Origin of the sequence: Flavobacterium sp. CF136 (assembly GCF_000282055.1) — a bacterium.
GTDB lineage: Bacteria > Bacteroidota > Bacteroidia > Flavobacteriales > Flavobacteriaceae > Flavobacterium.
In genome coordinates this window covers 81316-99251 of record NZ_AKJZ01000107.1, presented here as the reverse complement: position 1 = coordinate 99251, position 17936 = coordinate 81316, and the positions used below count along the sequence as shown (strand labels likewise).

The 17936-nt window shown below is 30.3% G+C and carries 15 protein-coding genes; 7 read left to right on the top strand and 8 right to left on the bottom strand.

What is annotated here, in order from left to right; translation table 11 throughout:
* Nucleotides 1–187 precede the first annotated feature (187 nt).
* From PMI10_RS21110 to PMI10_RS21100, 3 genes are all read left to right on the top strand, one after another.
* Nucleotides 188–598, top strand: a complete 411-nt coding sequence (locus tag PMI10_RS21110) for a T9SS type A sorting domain-containing protein (RefSeq protein WP_007811645.1) — start codon at nucleotides 188–190, stop codon at nucleotides 596–598.
* A gap of 397 nt (nucleotides 599–995) precedes the next feature.
* A complete protein-coding gene (locus tag PMI10_RS21105) occupies nucleotides 996–1406 on the top strand; it encodes a T9SS type A sorting domain-containing protein (RefSeq protein ID WP_007811642.1) in 411 nt (136 codons plus the stop codon).
* A gap of 384 nt (nucleotides 1407–1790) precedes the next feature.
* A complete protein-coding gene (locus PMI10_RS21100) occupies nucleotides 1791–2177 on the top strand; it encodes a T9SS type A sorting domain-containing protein (protein ID WP_007811639.1) in 387 nt (128 codons plus the stop codon).
* Between the two features lie 79 nt (nucleotides 2178–2256).
* Here PMI10_RS21100 and PMI10_RS21095 read toward each other — a convergent pair whose 3' ends face one another.
* From PMI10_RS21095 to PMI10_RS21065, 7 genes are all read right to left on the bottom strand, one after another.
* The gene (locus PMI10_RS21095; protein WP_007811637.1) at nucleotides 2257–2799 is read right to left on the bottom strand and encodes a type ISP restriction/modification enzyme; all 543 of its coding nucleotides are present in this window, start codon (nucleotides 2797–2799) and stop codon (nucleotides 2257–2259) included.
* A 301-nt stretch (nucleotides 2800–3100) separates the two neighbouring features.
* On the bottom strand, nucleotides 3101–3634 hold the full coding sequence (locus tag PMI10_RS21090; RefSeq protein WP_007811636.1) for a CinA family protein: 534 nt from the start codon (nucleotides 3632–3634) through the stop codon (nucleotides 3101–3103).
* Between the two features lie 4 nt (nucleotides 3635–3638).
* Nucleotides 3639–5537: a hypothetical protein gene (locus PMI10_RS21085; RefSeq protein WP_007811634.1), complete on the bottom strand. Its 1899-nt coding sequence runs from the start codon at nucleotides 5535–5537 to the stop codon at nucleotides 3639–3641.
* A 3-nt stretch (nucleotides 5538–5540) separates the two neighbouring features.
* Nucleotides 5541–6557: a hypothetical protein gene (locus tag PMI10_RS21080; protein WP_007811633.1), complete on the bottom strand. Its 1017-nt coding sequence runs from the start codon at nucleotides 6555–6557 to the stop codon at nucleotides 5541–5543.
* Nucleotides 6558–6559: 2 nt separating this feature from the next.
* Nucleotides 6560–7807, bottom strand: coding sequence for a hypothetical protein (locus PMI10_RS21075; protein ID WP_007811631.1), 1248 nt, complete (start codon nucleotides 7805–7807; stop codon nucleotides 6560–6562).
* A 215-nt stretch (nucleotides 7808–8022) separates the two neighbouring features.
* Nucleotides 8023–11463: a methylmalonyl-CoA mutase family protein gene (locus PMI10_RS21070; RefSeq protein ID WP_007811628.1), complete on the bottom strand. Its 3441-nt coding sequence runs from the start codon at nucleotides 11461–11463 to the stop codon at nucleotides 8023–8025.
* A 399-nt stretch (nucleotides 11464–11862) separates the two neighbouring features.
* Nucleotides 11863–12432, bottom strand: coding sequence for a Crp/Fnr family transcriptional regulator (locus PMI10_RS21065; RefSeq protein ID WP_007811626.1), 570 nt, complete (start codon nucleotides 12430–12432; stop codon nucleotides 11863–11865).
* Nucleotides 12433–12654: 222 nt separating this feature from the next.
* Here PMI10_RS21065 and PMI10_RS21060 point away from each other — a divergent pair, with 222 nt between their 5' ends.
* The 4 genes from PMI10_RS21060 to purU all read left to right on the top strand — a co-directional run bounded on the left by PMI10_RS21060 (nucleotide 12655) and on the right by purU (nucleotide 16389).
* Entirely contained in the window at nucleotides 12655–13764 is a 1110-nt protein-coding gene (locus PMI10_RS21060) for a pectate lyase family protein (protein WP_007811625.1), read from the top strand.
* Nucleotides 13765–13933: 169 nt separating this feature from the next.
* Nucleotides 13934–14557: a hypothetical protein gene (locus tag PMI10_RS21055; RefSeq protein ID WP_007811623.1), complete on the top strand. Its 624-nt coding sequence runs from the start codon at nucleotides 13934–13936 to the stop codon at nucleotides 14555–14557.
* 231 nt (nucleotides 14558–14788) lie between these two features.
* Complete coding sequence (locus PMI10_RS21050; protein WP_007811622.1) at nucleotides 14789–15508, top strand: DUF4197 domain-containing protein; 720 nt, start codon at nucleotides 14789–14791, stop codon at nucleotides 15506–15508.
* Between the two features lie 26 nt (nucleotides 15509–15534).
* The gene (purU, locus tag PMI10_RS21045) at nucleotides 15535–16389 is read left to right on the top strand and encodes a formyltetrahydrofolate deformylase (RefSeq protein ID WP_007811620.1); all 855 of its coding nucleotides are present in this window, start codon (nucleotides 15535–15537) and stop codon (nucleotides 16387–16389) included.
* A 121-nt stretch (nucleotides 16390–16510) separates the two neighbouring features.
* Here the strand turns inward: purU and PMI10_RS21040 are convergent, their stop codons facing one another.
* Nucleotides 16511–17680 carry a proline dehydrogenase family protein gene (locus tag PMI10_RS21040; protein WP_007811619.1) on the bottom strand — a complete coding sequence of 390 codons (1170 nt, stop codon included), beginning with the start codon at nucleotides 17678–17680 and terminating at the stop codon, nucleotides 16511–16513.
* Nucleotides 17681–17936: the final 256 nt, after the last annotated feature.

The window sequence follows — 17936 nt, the reverse complement described above, 5'->3', positions numbered from 1 at the left end:
ATTAAAAACATTAAAAAATAATAATCAAATTAACAAAAACACCTAATATAATTCAAATTTTAACCTATAACGGTTTCGTAAATGAGAATATAGCATATATATCAGAAAATAGAGTTGTGTGTTTTACTCCCCTGTTGAAGTAATTTAGCAGTATAGAATTAGAACAATAATTTAAAAAAATAAAGCCATGAAAAAGATGTTAAAATTAAGTTTAGTAGTAGCAGTGCTTTTTGCAGGAATCAATACATATGCAATTGAAGGTAATGGAGATTCATTTCTTCATGTAATTAATGGAAATGGTGGTAACGAAGTTACTTTTGCATTAAATAATGTAACAAAAGCAACCTTATCGATCTATGATAATGAAGGAACTCAAATTTATTCTGAAAATGCTTCAGGCAAAGATGGAATCCTAAAAACTTTTAGATTTGAACAATTTCCGGAAGGAACTTATTTCTTAAAAATAGAAGATAGCGTAAAAACAACAAAATATGAAATCACTGTTAAAGGTGACAATATAATTTTATCACCAAAAACAGTTTCATTAGTTTACAAAGCAGGTTCTTCTGCTAAAAATACAAGCGTAGCAGTACGCTAAAAAAGTTTATACTCGCATACAGTATAAAATGAGGTTAGATAGTTAGTAAAGTTTAAAAACTTAAATGTTTTCAAAACAGCTCTTGGTGGTTCTCGAGCTGTTTTTTTTGTTTTCTGCTTTTTACAGATTAATTATTATTAATTATTTTTTTTCTGACAAAAATTACGAGTAATCAATAAAATCTTTTGATTGGTTTTCATATTCTCAATACGATCAAAAACATTGAAAAATAATAATCAAATTAACAAAAACACCTAGTATAATTCAAATTTTAACCTATAACGGTTTCGTAAATGAGAATATAGCATATAAATTAGAAAATAGGGTTGTGTCCCTGAGTCTATTATTGAAGTAATTTAGCAGTATAGAAATAGATAAGAAATTTAAAACTATAATTATGAAAAAGACGTTAAAATTAAGTTTAGTATGTGCAGTACTTTTCACAGGAATGAGTACATATGCAATTGACGGGAATGAAGATTTTACGCTTCATGTAATGAAAGGAAAAAATAAAGATAAAGAAGTAACTTTCGCATTAAACAATGTAAAAAAAGCTTACTTAACTATCTATTCTACAGACGGTACTGTAATTTATTCTGAAAATGCTTCAGGTAAAGACGGAATTTTAAAAACTTTCAGCTTTGAAGAATTTCCTGCAGGAACTTACATATTAGAAGTTGAAGACAATCTTAAAAAAGTAAGACATGAAATTACTATTACTGATGATACAACTGTTTTATCATCAAAAGCAATTTCATCAGTTTATAAAGCAGGTTCTGCAAAAAGTTCAAGCGTAGCAGTACGCTAAAAAAGTTATATTGTTATCATACAGTATAAATGAGGTTAGATAGTTAGTAAAGTTTAAAACTTAATTGTTTTAAAAACAGCTCTTGGTGGTTCTTGAGCTGTTTTTTTATTTTATACTTTGATTGCCTAAAAATTGAGCTGTAAAAAAATTAACAAATCAATACTTAACAAAATATAAGTACCTGATTGTTAAAACTTTAAAAATATATCAGAAAAATTAACCTAACACATCAATAAATCTGCATATATACTGGAAAAATGACTGAAACCCTTTTAATTCAACAACTTAGTGTTAATAATTAGTATCGGAAAAATTTTGAATTCTGCGAAGTATTTGTAGTTTTGCCGCACCACGTATCAGAAATTAAAAATTAAAATTAAAAACATGAAACAAATTTTTAAATTAGTCTTAGTTGCAGCTGTATTTTTAACAGCAATCAGTACTTATGCAAGTAACAAAAAAGGAGATTATATTTTGTATATAAAAACCGGAAATGGAAAAGTAGTGAGTTTTACATTAAACACCATTGAAAAATCAAATTTTTCAATTTTTGACGAAAACCATAATTTACTTTACACAGGAGAATCTGCTGTAAACGAATCGGAAACTTCAAAAACTTTAAGTTTAGAAGCTTATCCTGCCGGAACTTACTATTTAGAAGTACAGGAGAACAACAAAGTTGTAAAACATGAAATTATTGTTTCAAACAAAAAATCAAAAACAGTTAAAATTGATGATTCAGTAAACGAAAGTCCAGCGTTTCGCCGTTAATTATTTGATTTTGCCACCATTATAAAAAGCAGCTTTTAATTGAGCTGCTTTTTTTTGTGCTATAATCCAAGGATATGATTTATTTTAATGAATTTTTATTTCGTAATTCACTTCCGTAATTCACTAATTTCCAAAAAACTGAAGTATCTGATGTAATTGGAATCCTGGCAGAATTAATTTCTGAAAATTCATTAATTGTAGAATGCAAAACTGCATAACAATAATCTAATAAATCTATACTTGTAAAATTTTGTCTGAATTCGGGACGCAATTCATTACTATTGACAAAACAAACATTTCCTTCTGTTTCTTTTTCATTTATAAATAGTAAACCTAAACAATCTGCAACTTGATTTATAATTTCTGAATTTAATATAGCTTCCCCTCTATCTGCTTTTTGCTGATCATTTGTGAATTCTAAATCAGAAAGGTTAAAATAGAATTTATTATTTTCTAATGAAATTTTCATAGCAGGGTTATCTAAATCGGTATGATTAGAATTTTTGCTTATGTTTTTTGTGACATTTAAACCTTTTATATTTTCTAGGTATTGTTGGATTGTCATATATGCTACTATTTCTTCTATATATCCTCCTACTTCAAACAAAGTCTTAATTATCAATTATTTTAGAAACAGTTCTTCAGTTGTTTCCTTTTAGAGTAATTTGAGTTTTTGATTCATGTTGGCGATTCTTGTCTGGTTGATTAAATTTAAAGCTTTTGCTAGATCGAGCTTACCGCTTGTGTATATCAAAAAAGATTGGTGATATTTATATTTTAAACCGTTTCCACCTGTTCCGGTTTGAAAATCAATTAATACTTTCTTATTGTAGCTTTTTTCTTGAATAGTTTCTATAGTTGACTACTAAATATCTTTCTCTAAAAAAATTATTCTTACAAAATAGAAATTGGCTGCAATGATTTTAAATAACGCTAAGAATAAAGTCAAAAATGCTTTGAACAGTTAGTTCTCTTATAATATTTCTTTTTGTTTTTTCGACATTATTTTGTTTTGCAATATCGCTAATTCTTTTTATATCGTTTTGGTCTATAATTTTACCAAGTTCATTCATTTTGTTCTTATGATAAACAGCAATGTATATTTGACCAACTTCTTTATCAAGTTTATAACCATTCTTTGGTGCAGAAGCTACTCCAGTTACGGCAACAAAAATATCCGCACTTGGATATATTTTGGTTAGTCCATAAGCCATTTCAATAGTAGTTTGAATTGACTCAGCAGTATTATCGTCTATTATTCTCGGATCAACATTTAGAATACTAGTTTTTAATTCACGGCTGTAAGTCACAATACTTCCTTTTAAAACATCAGAAGCTCCAGGAATTGAAGCGATTGTACTCGCTAGTAAACCTGCTGTTATACTCTCTGCACAAACTATAGTAAGTTTTTTTTCTTTAAGTTTTTGATTAAAAATTTCTGCTGAATCTATTTCCATTTTTTTAATTACTTTTTAATATTTCTTCAGGTTCTTGTTTTTCAGTATAAAATTTATGAATACATGATAATCCTTCTCTAACTATGATACAATCAGTCTTATAATTTTCTTTAGTATATGGACAAGTTTCTACCTTAATGTGAGAGACAAAGTGGAATTGAATTCGATCTTCAACATGGTCATTTACTGAATCAAATTCATTATTGTCAGATCTATTTAATAAAATATGGTATTCAGTATTATCAAGTGATAATTCTCCAGTAAAAAATAAAGAAACAACAATAATTTTTTTTGCTTTTTGGAAAAACTTATAAGTTTCATCCTCTCTTTTTTTGTGCAATAATTTTCGAATCGTTCTGCCATCATGAACCACATCAGTAACAATTAATATAGTATCATATATTCCATTATTTTGAAAATTTAATTTTTTTTCAAATTTAGAATGATCATCATATCGATATGAATATGGTAGAAATGTATAGGGTTTATTATATATTACAGAGGTTCTGGTTGCTAAAATATTTCCCTCAATACCTAAACCAATAATAAAATCAAATTCGAGTTTGTTTTTAGAAATAATATTTAAGATCATTTTTTTTGAATCTAATAAATTATTCCTATCATTCAATATTTGAGAAATATCTATCCAATTATGAGCTCTTGAAGTTTCACTCCAATGAAAATGTCCTGAATGAAATAAATTTTTAGTTTTAATAATTTTTAAAAGTTTTTTATGGTCTTCGTTTTCATTACTAAATGGTAAATAATTTACTGGAATTGGCTTTTTTGCTTCTACTATTAATTTTGGTTCTTCAAAAGTTTTATCTAATGATAAGTCTTCTTTTACTTCTTCCGATTCTTCTGGAATCCGTATAGAAATTTCATCTAACTCACCATCTAATTCTGATTGAAGTTGTAAAGTCCATTTACCAAATTTAAATTCTAAATCCGATAACCCACCTTCTAACAACAAAAAGAGGTTATTTTTCAATTTTAAACTCTTTTTGTCAAATAAAATTTCATAGACTTTAAAAGAAGAAATCGGGTTTTTTTTTGAATTAGCAAAAGTACCAGAATCACTATATGCTATTCTATGACTTATTGATATTGCTGAACTTCTAGTATGCTCATTGCCATAAAAAAGACAATTAATTGGATATTTTTCAAAAACGCGAAAAACTGCTAACCTATTATTGTGTTCATCATCCCATTGACCTTTCATTTTATTTTCATAAGAAGCAAAAATATTATGGTGAAAAACAGCAATTTTAGAATATTCTGAATAAGTTTTATTAATTTCATCTAATTCAGATTCAAGTTGAATGGTATTAAAAAAACCATTTCCCCCATCATAATCTATTTTAAAATTTGAATTCAATCCAATCAATAATAATTTTTCATCATCAAGTTTAATATAATTAATAATACTTTTTTTTGAATCAAAAATGGTCAAGCCGCTTTTGTAAAAACTATCATAAAAACTTTTGAACTTTTCAAATTTCTCATCGAAATACTCAAATGATTTCTTATTATCTTCATTTCGCTTGCCGTTTTCATGTGCTTTTCTACAGTCATCTCTATTAATATCATGATCACCAGGAACTATCAATATTTTATGTTCTGGTATATTTAATTTTGAGGTAATTTCTTCTATTATATATTTAGCAGTACTATATTCTTCAACAATTGATTTATCAGTAATATCTCCTGATATTACAAGTATTAATTCAGTGCCATTAAATTTTTCATTTATGGTTTTACAAAACTCCTTAATAAAATTATTGACAGATTCATTAAATTTGTCAGTTGTTAATATAGAATTACAATCTATAGGAACTCCCTTCAAAGTTTCATGAATAGAAATATGCAAATCTGATAAATGTATTATAGCCTTTTTATTCATAAATTACAATGTAAAAGCTGTTTTAATTTCAAAATCAATTCCATCGTTATTATCTTTTGAAATATTAAAAACGGATAAAGTTTTCATTTTCTTTTCTTCTTTCTTCATATGATCTTCTAATAATGTATTAATTTTAACAATAGCTATATTACCGAAGACCTTACCTTTTAAAAATGTAATGATATTTTTTGCGATTTTTACTTCTGTACCCAAACAAACAACATCGGAAACAATAATGTAGCTCTTCTCTTCTTCTATTTTATTATTTAAACTACTATACATTGTATTTACCGGACCTAAATGATCTAAAATTAAAATATCAAGTCTTAAAAAACTAGACAGTACTGATGCAATATATGAACTGTTAAGATTTTGACAAATCAAAGTTGGCCTCTCACTTTCTATAGCTAAATGATCTAACCAGTTACTTTTAATTTTTAAAGCTAATTGATATAATGCATATATAAAGAATGCCTTATCTACAGATATCATTTCTTTTATATCTATATATTTAGTAAGATATACTGATGAAGACTCATGATATTCTGGAATATTATCTTTATTGTATTTTATTATAATTTTTTTAAACTCAGAATCAAATAAATCATCTGTTTTTTCTATTGTATATTCTTTAGTTTCTGGTGAATAATATAATATCGAATAATCATTACCATTCTTTACATTGTGCTTATTAGACAATTCTAGATCTAATTTTGAAAAAACATTCGACTTAATATTTGTGAATATTAAATCTTGACATTTGGTTGAAATATTAAATAAAAGCACTTTTAAATTGTTGGAAGCATCTTTTAATCTTATCAAATCTAAAACTACAATTTTAGAATCTATGCCCACCATTTTATCTAAATCTTTATCTATGACTTCAAGTGTAGATATAGTTAATTGTTCATCAAAAATTCCTGAACATATAGAATCATTAAAAAAAGTACCGGTAATAGTTTGCTCAGCATGAAGATTATAGTACAAAAACACATCTTTTTCAATTTTAGATATTATCATAACTACTTTACATTAGGAATTTCAACTTCGACATGTACACCTCTAAATTTAACTTCAAATAATCTTATCGAAGAAAATCTTGTATCTATATGATATCTTTCAAAAATTGAAACTGCTAGTTTTATAAATTTAGTTTTTACTTCAATTGCGTTTTTTTTGATCTCTTCTTCAAAATTTTCCTTAGTGATTCTTTTAAATAATAAATTATCATGCAATTGAATAATTTTTTTTCTTGACTCAAATAAAATAATTAATTCTTCTAACATTCTATTAGAAATAATAATTTGAGCATTCTCATTATGCAACCTAAAATATCCCTCACAATTAATAACTACATTACACATCAAGTCAAAAAGTCCTTTTCTGTCCTTTAACATTGAATAGTATAATGTTTCAAAAATTGCTAATAATGAATTCTCAATTTGTTCTGAAATTTTTAATTTATTCAATTTTTTTAATTCTTTGAAAATTTCAAACTTAATATAATAGTTGTTATTAGATGTATCTTTATTACTTAATGAAGCATAAAGACCTATACCACTATCTGAAATAGAAAAACTAGTTTTAAATTTATTGGAAAACATTAAAGTATATGCATCTGAGCCAGAATGTAAAACTCCGTTAGTTATAAGCTCTGCTAAAATATCTATAAATTCAAAAGTCAATATTTGAGTTTGATTATTGGAAAAAAGTAGAATCCCGAAATGATCTTTAACTTTATATGTATAATATTCAACTAAATAATCTCTTTGTCTTTCTGAAGAATCAAATTCCTTAATTTTATTAGATAAATCCTCTTCATTAATTGAGTAACCTCTTAATTTATGTTCAGCTCTTTGATTATTAACTTTTAAGTCTCCTAAATATCTTTTATCAAATGAAAATATTTCTTTACCTATAGGATAAGTTGGATTGTAATTTTCTCCCACTAAATGAAAAAAATCTGCTTTGTCTAAAAATGACAATACACTTTTAGTTGCTTTATTATTAGAAAGTAGTAAAGGTAAACTTGAACGATGGTATTTTTTTAATTGTTCTGCTAAGCTTACTAAAAGAGGTAACGTAATCGGATCAATGAAATATTTGTTTCCTACAATCTCATTATCTTCTTCAACAATTAAACTAAATTGAATTGTATTTTGATTCTTATCTTCTCTATAGTATTGAGAAACACTTTTCAAAAAATTATTATAAAAATAATATGAAGAAAAATTTTTACCGTCCTTTATTAATGCAATTGGTTCATTCATAATTACTATAATTTAAAAAAACAACTCCAATCATTTATTAAAATTATCATAAATAAAGTTACTACGATCAAAACAGAATTCGTTTTCATTACACCCTTAATATTATCAAACATACAATAAAAATGAATTTAAATTTAATTTTTTTTTTAAATATCACAAAAAAGCCTCTCATTTCTGAGAGGCTTTTTCAATAAAAATAAAAATCTAAAAAATTTCTACATATTCCTTCTATATTGCCCACCAACTTCAAACAATGCCGAAGTAATCTGACCCAGCGAACAAACTTTTGTAGCTTCCATCAAATGTTCGAATAAGTTTTCGTTGTTAATGGCGGCTTCCTGTAGTTTGTTTAAATGCTCGTTCACTTTTTCTTCATGGAATTGGTGTAAATTATCCAGCATCGTAATCTGATATTGTTTTTCTTCTTCGGTAGCGCGAATAACTTCAGCCGGAATTACCGTTGGAGAACCTTTTGAACTCAGAAAAGTATTTACACCTACAATCGGGAAATCTCCGTTGTGTTTTAAGGTTTCATAATACAAGCTTTCTTCCTGGATTTTAGAACGCTGGTACATCGTTTCCATTGTACCCAAAACGCCTCCACGTTCTGTGATTCGGTCAAATTCCTGTAAAACGGCTGCTTCTACCAAATCAGTTAACTCTTCGATGATAAATGATCCCTGAATTGGATTTTCGTTTTTCGCCAAACCTAATTCTTTATTGATAATCAACTGAATCGCCATCGCGCGACGTACCGATTCTTCTGTTGGTGTTGTAATCGCTTCATCATACGCATTCGTGTGCAATGAATTACAGTTGTCATAAATCGCATACAAAGCCTGCAAAGTCGTTCTGATATCATTAAAATCAATTTCCTGAGCATGTAACGAACGCCCTGAAGTCTGAATATGATATTTCAGCATTTGCGCTCTTTCGTTGGCTCCGTATTTGTTTTTCATAGCTTTCGCCCAGATTTTACGCGCCACACGACCAATTACCGAATATTCCGGATCTACTCCATTAGAGAAAAAGAACGATAAATTTGGTCCAAAATCGTTGATGCTCATTCCACGGCTTAAGTAATATTCCACATAAGTAAAACCATTTGAAAGTGTGAAAGCCAACTGCGTAATTGGGTTCGCCCCCGCCTCGGCAATATGGTATCCTGAAATCGAAACGGAATAAAAATTACGAACGTTTTTGGTAATAAAATATTCCTGAACGTCACCCATCAGCCTCAAGGCAAATTCGGTAGAGAAAATACAGGTATTTTGCGCCTGATCTTCTTTTAAAATATCGGCCTGAACCGTTCCGCGTACCTGCGATAACGTTTTGGCTTTTATATCATTATATACTTCCAAAGGCAAAACCTGTTCACCGGTAACTCCCAAAAGCATTAACCCCAAGCCATTGTTTCCTTCCGGTAAATCGCCCTGGTATTTAGGGCGTTCAGTACCTTTTGCAGTATATATTTTGTTGATTTTAGCTTCAACTTCTTTTTCTAAATCATTGGCTTTGATGTAATATTCGCATTGCTGATCGATCGCTGCATTCATAAAAAAGCCCAACAACATTGGCGCCGGTCCATTAATCGTCATACTTACCGAAGTTAAAGCATGAACCAAATCAAAACCTGAATACAGTTTTTTGGCATCGTCCAAACAACAGATCGAAACCCCTGCGTTTCCAATTTTCCCATAAATATCCGGACGAATATCCGGGTCATTTCCGTATAAAGTCACACTGTCAAAAGCGGTTGAAAGTCGTTTTGCCGGCAACCCAGCGCTCACATAATGAAAACGCTTGTTGGTTCTTTCCGGTCCCCCTTCTCCAGCAAACATTCTTGACGGATCTTCGCCTTCACGCTTAAACGGATATAATCCCGAAGCAAAAGGAAATTCTCCCGGAACATTTTCCTGCAGGTTCCAACGTAAAATATCTCCCCAGGCCTCATATTTAGGTAAAGCAATTTTCGGAATCTGTATATGTGACAGACTCTCGGTATGTGTCGCAATTTTAATTTCTTTATCACGAACTTTAAAAGTATAAACCGGATTTTTGTATTTATTTACTTTTTCGTCCCAATTCAGGATAATTTCCCAATTGTACGGATCTAAGTCCATTTTTACTTTATCAAACTGATTCAGTAAAAGGTTTAAGAAGATTCTGTTTTCGTCATGTTCCTGAATTCCGCTTGGGAGGACAGTTGCATCATCGATTCCTGCTTTATTAATCTGTGGAATTTTACCTGAAACCGATTCGATGGTTTTAAAAATTCCGTATAATTTTTGCGCTACTTTTTGCTGTGAAAGTGCGCTTTCATCATAACTTCTGTTATTCTCGGCAATTTCAGATAAATAACGTGTTCTGTGTGGTGGAATCACGAAGATTTTCTCGCTCATTTCACGTGTAATTTCAAAAGTCGAATTCAGGTTTGAATCTGTTTTTTCGACAATTTTATCCATAATTGCTTTGTAAAGCGTATTCATTCCCGGATCGTTAAACTGCGAAGCGATTGTTCCGAAAACAGGCATTTCATCAGGATTTTTGTCCCATAAATTATGATTGCGCTGATATTGTTTTTTTACATCGCGAATTGCATCCAAAGCACCTCTTTTATCAAATTTATTTAAAGCCACTAAATCTGCAAAATCAAGCATATCAATTTTCTCCAATTGTGTTGCCGCACCAAATTCAGGCGTCATTACATATAGAGAAACATCAGAATGATCCATAATTTCGGTATCTGATTGTCCGATTCCGGAAGTCTCCAAAATAATCAAATCGTATTTTGCCGCTTTTAGAACCTGAATCGCCTCTGCTACATATTTTGACAATGCCAAATTCGACTGACGTGTCGCCAGCGAACGCATATAAACCCGAGGATTATTAATAGCATTCATTCGGATTCTGTCACCCAAAAGTGCTCCTCCGGTTTTTCTTTTCGAAGGATCGACAGAAATTAATCCGATTGTTTTTTCCGGGAAATCAATTAAAAAACGACGAACCAATTCATCTACCAAAGATGATTTTCCGGCTCCGCCCGTTCCGGTGATTCCCAAAACCGGAATTTTAGAATCATTATTATTTTTATGAATCTGATCGAAAACAGGTTTTGCAATCTCAGGAAAGTTTTCTGCCGCGGAAATCAAACGCGCAATTGCTGTTGGATTTTTATTTTCTATATGATCGATTTCTCCGTTTAGTTTATCACCAATCGGGTAATCAGATTGTTCTACCAAATCGTTAATCATTCCTTGTAAACCTAAAGAACGCCCATCATCCGGCGAATAAATCCGGGTAATGCCATATTCCTGTAATTCTGAAATTTCGCTTGGCAGAATCACTCCCCCGCCGCCGCCGAAAATCTTGATATGCCCCGCCCCTTTTTCATGGAGCAAATCATACATATATTTAAAGTATTCATTGTGCCCTCCCTGATACGATGTCATGGCAATCGCATTTGCGTCTTCCTGAATAGCGGTATTCACTACTTCTTCAACACTGCGATCGTGACCCAAATGAATCACTTCGACCCCTGTTGACTGAATAATACGGCGCATAATATTAATGGCTGCATCGTGCCCGTCAAAGAGTGAAGCAGCAGTAACAATTCTTACTTTATTTTTAGGAATATATGGTTTTTGTTGTTCCATTTTATGAATATGATAATTTTAAAGGGGCAATTTACAAAATATTTTAATATTTGATCATAACTATAGCTTTATGTTAACAAAAAAAGAATTGTTTTTGCAAACACACTGATTCCTATCATTCAAAATATTTTTTTGATGATAAGATTAAAAGGAGTTTATAATAAAATATTCTGTTTTAAACCGATTAGGTGTAATTATTAAAAACGTCAATTCGAGTGTTTTTTGTAGAGAAAAACGGAACAAACTTCTCTATACGTTTCGCACTCGAATTGACGAAAAAAACTAATTACACCCAACGGGTTATTTTAAGTATGGAAAGAAGTTTTTTATACTTAATGAAACATAATTAAAAGAAAATTAATAGCTCTTTTTTAATTCAAACTTTTAGTCTTGAAAGTTTTAAAAGCTTTTTTTGATTTTTGATAAAAATTCATGGGATACTCCCAGATAAGAAGATAAATTTTTATTGTTTATTTTTTGAGTTTTCTGAGGATATTTTTTTACAAATTCAATATACCTTTGTTTAGAAGTTTTGTTTAAGACATCTAAAAGTCTTTCCTGTATTGCAATATTAGCTCTTTCGACCATTAAAATATGAAAGTGAATCAATTTGGGAACTTGTTTGAATAACAACATTTTCTTTGATTTATTAATCACTAATATTTCACTGTCCTCAATTGCTTTTATATTATATTTTGTTAGCTTTTGATAATAAAAACTTTCTAAATCACACAACCACTGATTCTCAAATGAAAAAAAAATAACGCTTTCAGTTCCATTTTCATTTAAAATATATGTTTTAAAAGCTCCTTTCAAAATAAAACCTTCATAAGAATTATTAGAATCCTGGATTTGCAAAAATTCATTTTTCTTTAATTTAATAAATTCTGTTTTGCTAAGAATACACCCCCACTCTTCATCAGTCAGGGAAATTTTTCTTTCTATGTTTTGTCTTAGTGCTTCGTACATGTTTTTTTAATTTTCTAAAATAAGATTTTCTGAACAATTTAAATAATGTAATCGATTACGCAAAAATATGAAAATTATGTTATGTTTAAAATAAATAAACATAAAAAATTAAATATTCAAATTAATTGCACTATTATTGAACAAGTTCAATAATTTTATGAAAATTAACAAACATCTTTGCAATGCTATAAAATTTAGTATTAACCACAAAAAAACTAACTAATGAATTTTAAAACCAAACTAACTATTTTTTTATTTACAATTATTTTAGGCTTTTCAAGCTGCAATACAGATGATGTTGCTTCTGAACAAAATGCTGAAAATGCTGTTCTCTCAGCAACTGAAAATGTTTCTACTTCAAGAGTAGGGGTTTGCTCTGAAGTTCCGGGATGGGCATCACAAAACGGAGGAACAACCGGAGGAGGAACGTCTGCAGAAACAGCTGTAACTACTTATGCTCAATTAAAAGCAGCTATTGAAAACACTTCAGTAAAAGTTGTTAAAGTTTCCGGTACTATTACTATACCTTCAGGCGGAAGAATATCTTTTCAGGATCAAACCGGAAAAACAATATATGGTACCAGTGGTGCAAAATTAGTATCTAATGATCAGACTAAAGCAAACTCAGGTATTATATATGTAAAAAGATGTAAAAATATCATCATTAGAAACCTGATTTTTGAAGGACCGGGGGCCTATGATACTGATGGTTGGGATAACGCAACTTTAGATGACTGCCAAAATGTATGGGTTGATCACTGTGAATCAAGAGATGGTGTTGATGGAAATTTTGATGTAAAAAACAAATCAGATTATATTACTTTTTCTTATACTAAATTCAGCTATTTGAAAACTCCAAAAGCCGGAGGTTCCGGAGGTACGGATGATCATAGATTTTCAAATTTAATTGGTTCAAGTGACAGCGCTACAGCAGATCGCGGAACATTCAGAATTACATTTGCACGTTGCTGGTGGGCTCCTGGCTGTAGAGAAAGAATGCCAAGAGTTAGATTTGGAAAAGTACATATCATAAACTGTTATTTCAACAGTACTGTGAGTAATAAATGTATTGCAGCAGGTTTTGAAGCTAATATCCGTGTAGAAAAAAATTCATTTGAAAATGTAAAAACCCCTATTGATTTAATGACTGGTTTAACAGCTGTATCAGCTATAGACAATCTTTTTTCAGGTACTTCAGGTAATCAGGTTGGGAAAAACACTGCATTTACACCTCCATACACTATTGTAACACTTGATAAATCAGCTGTTAAGGCAGACGTTTCTGCTGGAGCAGGTGCTACATTTGCAGGTAATACTTGTGGCTCTTTTTAATTAAAAAATATTATTTTACAGAAAAGCTATCCTAATTTGGATAGCTTTTTTGTTATCTGCCAATTTATAAATGATGCTTTAAGAAAAGAATTACGCAATAAATAAATTAACTATGTAGAAAATAAAATATAACAAGTACTTTTATCATTATAATTTTACATATCCACTCATGAATTTACGACTCCTTTTTCTATTAATTTTTCTAAGTTTCAGCATTCCATTTTTCTCACAAACTTTAAATAATCAAAAAACTACATTAATAAATGAGGAACATCAAAGTAAAGCAACACAAAACACTTACATTAAAATACTTTGGCTGGACAAAAACAATACTATTCAGCTGAATGAAAATTATATTAAAACATTAACAAATCAACAGCGTGCAGCGTTAGGCTATATTGTTACTTTTATTGGTAATGAGTGTTATTGGGATGGAGATAAAAAAACTGATGAAAGCAATTTAAAGTGTAAACTTCTTACCGCTCTTAACCTTGGTTATCAATGTTCTGACACGCACTTGTCGTTTTTGAAAGAATGGTTCAAAGAAGATAAAAAAGTCCTGGAAGATTTACAGGATTGTAAAAAAAACGAATCTTCAGCAAAAATTAGAGATCAGTTTATTGAATTAAAAATGGCGACTAATAAAAACACCATTAAAATTATTTATAGCGCAATTGGTATAGATATGATACATTCGAAAAAATGGAAATGGACAGAAGAATCAACTTATTCGTTTACAAAAACTGAAATCAAACAAACTGACAGAGAAAATATTGAAGGCAGTTTCCAATAGTTTTACATAATAGTAACTTTATTTTTTTTCTAAAAAACTTCGCATCTTAAAAAAAATGAAATTTCCAGAATAGCCCCGATGGCAATGATATCCTGCGCTTTTTCTGCGCAGATTTAATGAACAGCGGGACAAAAGTTAATTATGAAACAAAATGTTTGTGCTCCTGAAATAAAATTGTGGCTTTATTTTTGAATAAGTAGTATTTTTGAAACTTATAAAAACCCCCAACGAATGAAAAAGATTTTACTATTAGCCGTTACATTTTCGCTTACATCATGTGCACAGGTACAACAAACACTAAATCAATTGCCACAATTATCTTCGCAAATTCCAAGTCTTGGCGGTGTTGATATTGCCTCTGGATTAAAAGAAGCTTTAAATAAAGGAATTACGCAACAAGTAAGTAAATTGACTGCTGTTGACGGCTTTTATAAAAATGAAGCAGTAAAAATTTTAATGCCGGCAGAATTACAAAAAGTAGATGCTACTTTAAGAAAAATAGGTTTGAGTTCTCTTGCGGATGAAGGAATAAAAGTGCTGAACCGTGCCGCTGAAGATGCAGTAAAAGAAGCAACTCCGATTTTTGTTTCGGCTGTTAAAAATATGTCATTTACAGATGCCAAAAATATTTTGTTAGGAAACGACAGCGCTGCAACGAGTTATTTGCAAAACAGTACTACGACTGCTTTATACGGAAAATTTAATCCTGTCATCAAAAATTCATTTTCAAAAGTGGGTGCTGATGTGATCTGGACAAAAATCATCGGCAAATACAATACGATTCCGTTAGTAAAAAAAGTAAATCCGGATTTGACTGATTATACGACCAACCAGGCTTTGCTGGGCGTTTTTAAAATGATTGCTGTTGAAGAAAAAGAGATCCGTAACAATATTAGCGCCAGAACAACTCCTTTATTAAAAAGTGTTTTTGCAATGCAGGACGCTAAATAAAACCAACCAAAACTATAAATATTATAATGCAAAAAATAACCATTCTTATTCACTGCAAAGACCAAAAAGGAATTATTGCCGCAGTGACCACTTTTATCGCAAAAGTAGAAGGAAATATCACATACATTGATCAGCATGTTGATGTGGAGCAAAATGTATTTTTTATGCGATTAGAATGTGAATTAACAAATTACAAAATTACTATTGAAGGTTTAAAAGCTGATTTTGACCAGACAATTGCAACGGATTTTGATATGTCCTGGGATTTATACAATCAGGAACAAAAACCAAAAATGGCATTGTTTGTTTCTAAATATGATCATTGTCTTTTTGATATTTTAGGAAGATACAGCGCAGGGGAATTAAATGTTGAGATTCCGGTTATTATCAGTAATCATAATGATTTAAGATCAATCGCAGAACGTTTTGACATTCCGTTTCATTGTGTCCCTTTTACGAAAGACAATAAAGAAGAAGGTGAAGCCAAACAAATTGAATTGCTGAAAAAATTTCAAATCAATTTTATAGTTCTGGCGCGTTACATGCAAATTATCACACCTGGTTTAATTTCGCTTTACGAAAATAAAATTATCAATATCCATCATTCTTTTTTACCTGCTTTTCCCGGTGCAAAACCGTACCATTCGGCTTTTAAAAGAGGTGTTAAAATTATTGGTGCAACAAGTCATTATGTTACGGAAGAATTAGATGAAGGACCGATTATTGAGCAGGATATTGCACGTGTTTCCCATATTCACTCCGTTGAAGACTTTATAATGAAAGGACGTGATTTGGAACGCATCGTTCTGGCAAGGGCAATCAAACTTCATGCAGAACGTAAAACAATGGTTTACAGCAATAAAACAGTAGTTTTTTCTTAAGTCATTCTAATAATAAAATTACAAAATCAAATAAGCCGTCTCAAATCATGAGACGGCTTATTAATTATTATTTTTATAATGATATCTGTATCCATTATTATAGGACACACATCCAAAAAAATTATTTTCCTTTTCTTCTTTTGCGTTCAGCTTTAATCATTGATAATTCGCGACTGGTTTGTCCTGCAACCGAAGTATTTTCTTCAGCGCGTCGAATCAGGTACGGCATCACATCTTTTACTGGGCCAAATGGCAAATATTTAGCTACATTATAACCGTTTGCGGCCAAGTTGTAACTAATATTATCACTCATACCATATAATTGTCCAAACCAAATCTTGTTATTATTTTTGGCAATTCCTTTTTCCTCCATCATTTCCATCAATTTATAAGAACTCAATTCGTTGTGAGTTCCTGCAAAAATTGACATCGTATCCAAATGCTCTAACATATAATGTACAGCTGCATCGTAATTTTCATCAGTAGCTTCTTTAGAAACACAAATTGGCGAAACATAATTTTTCTCTTCTGCTCTTTTGTTTTCTTTTTCCATGTAGGCACCACGAACCAATTTCATTCCGATGAAAAAGCCTTCATTTTTAGCAACCTCATGAAGATTCTTAAGATAATCCAGACGATCCCAACGATACATTTGCAATGTATTGAAAACAATCGCTTTTTCCTTATTGTATTTACGCATCATGTCAATAACCAAATCATCGGCTGCGTCCTGCATCCAGCTTTCTTCACCATCAATCAGTAAAGCAACATCTTTTTTATGTGCTTCATTACAAACATGATCAAAACGAGCTACTACTCTATCCCACTCTTCTTGCTCTGCCGGAGTTAAGGTCTGTTTTTCTCCTAATTTTTCATACAATTCAAAACGACCAAAACCGGTTGGCTTAAAAACTGCAAACGGAATTGCCAGACGTTCTTTGGCAAATTCGATGGTTTTTAATGTCATTTCCAAAGCCGCATCAAACTGTTCTTCTTCTTCTTTTCCTTCAACTGAATAATCCAAAACAGATGAAACACCTTTAGTAAACATTTTGTCAACTACTGTAATACAATCGTCTTCGTTTACTCCACCACAAAAATGGTCAAAAACGGTTGCACGAATTAATCCTTCAACAGGAAGATTTGCTTTTATAGCAAAATTTGTAACAGCTGTTCCTATCCTCACCAAGGGTTGGCTGTCAATCATTTTAAAAAGAAAATAAGCTCTGTCAAGTTCCGTATCGCTTTTTAACGAAAATGCAACCTGAGTGTTGTCGAATATTTTTTCCATTAAATTTAATTTTTGGGCAAAGATAAAGAGTGTTTTGAATATTATTTAACAAAAGAAGGATATTTTTAAAAATTCATAACATCATTATATCAATTCAAAATTAATTAAGTGAATTCTCTCAGCCTGAAAATTATTAAACGAAGAATTCACAACTTCAAAGAGAAACCAAATCACTTAAAAGTTAATCAACAAAATTTATTTTTAATGATTATAAAAACTCATTTTTAAAACAAATTAGAATCAGGATTTGAATATT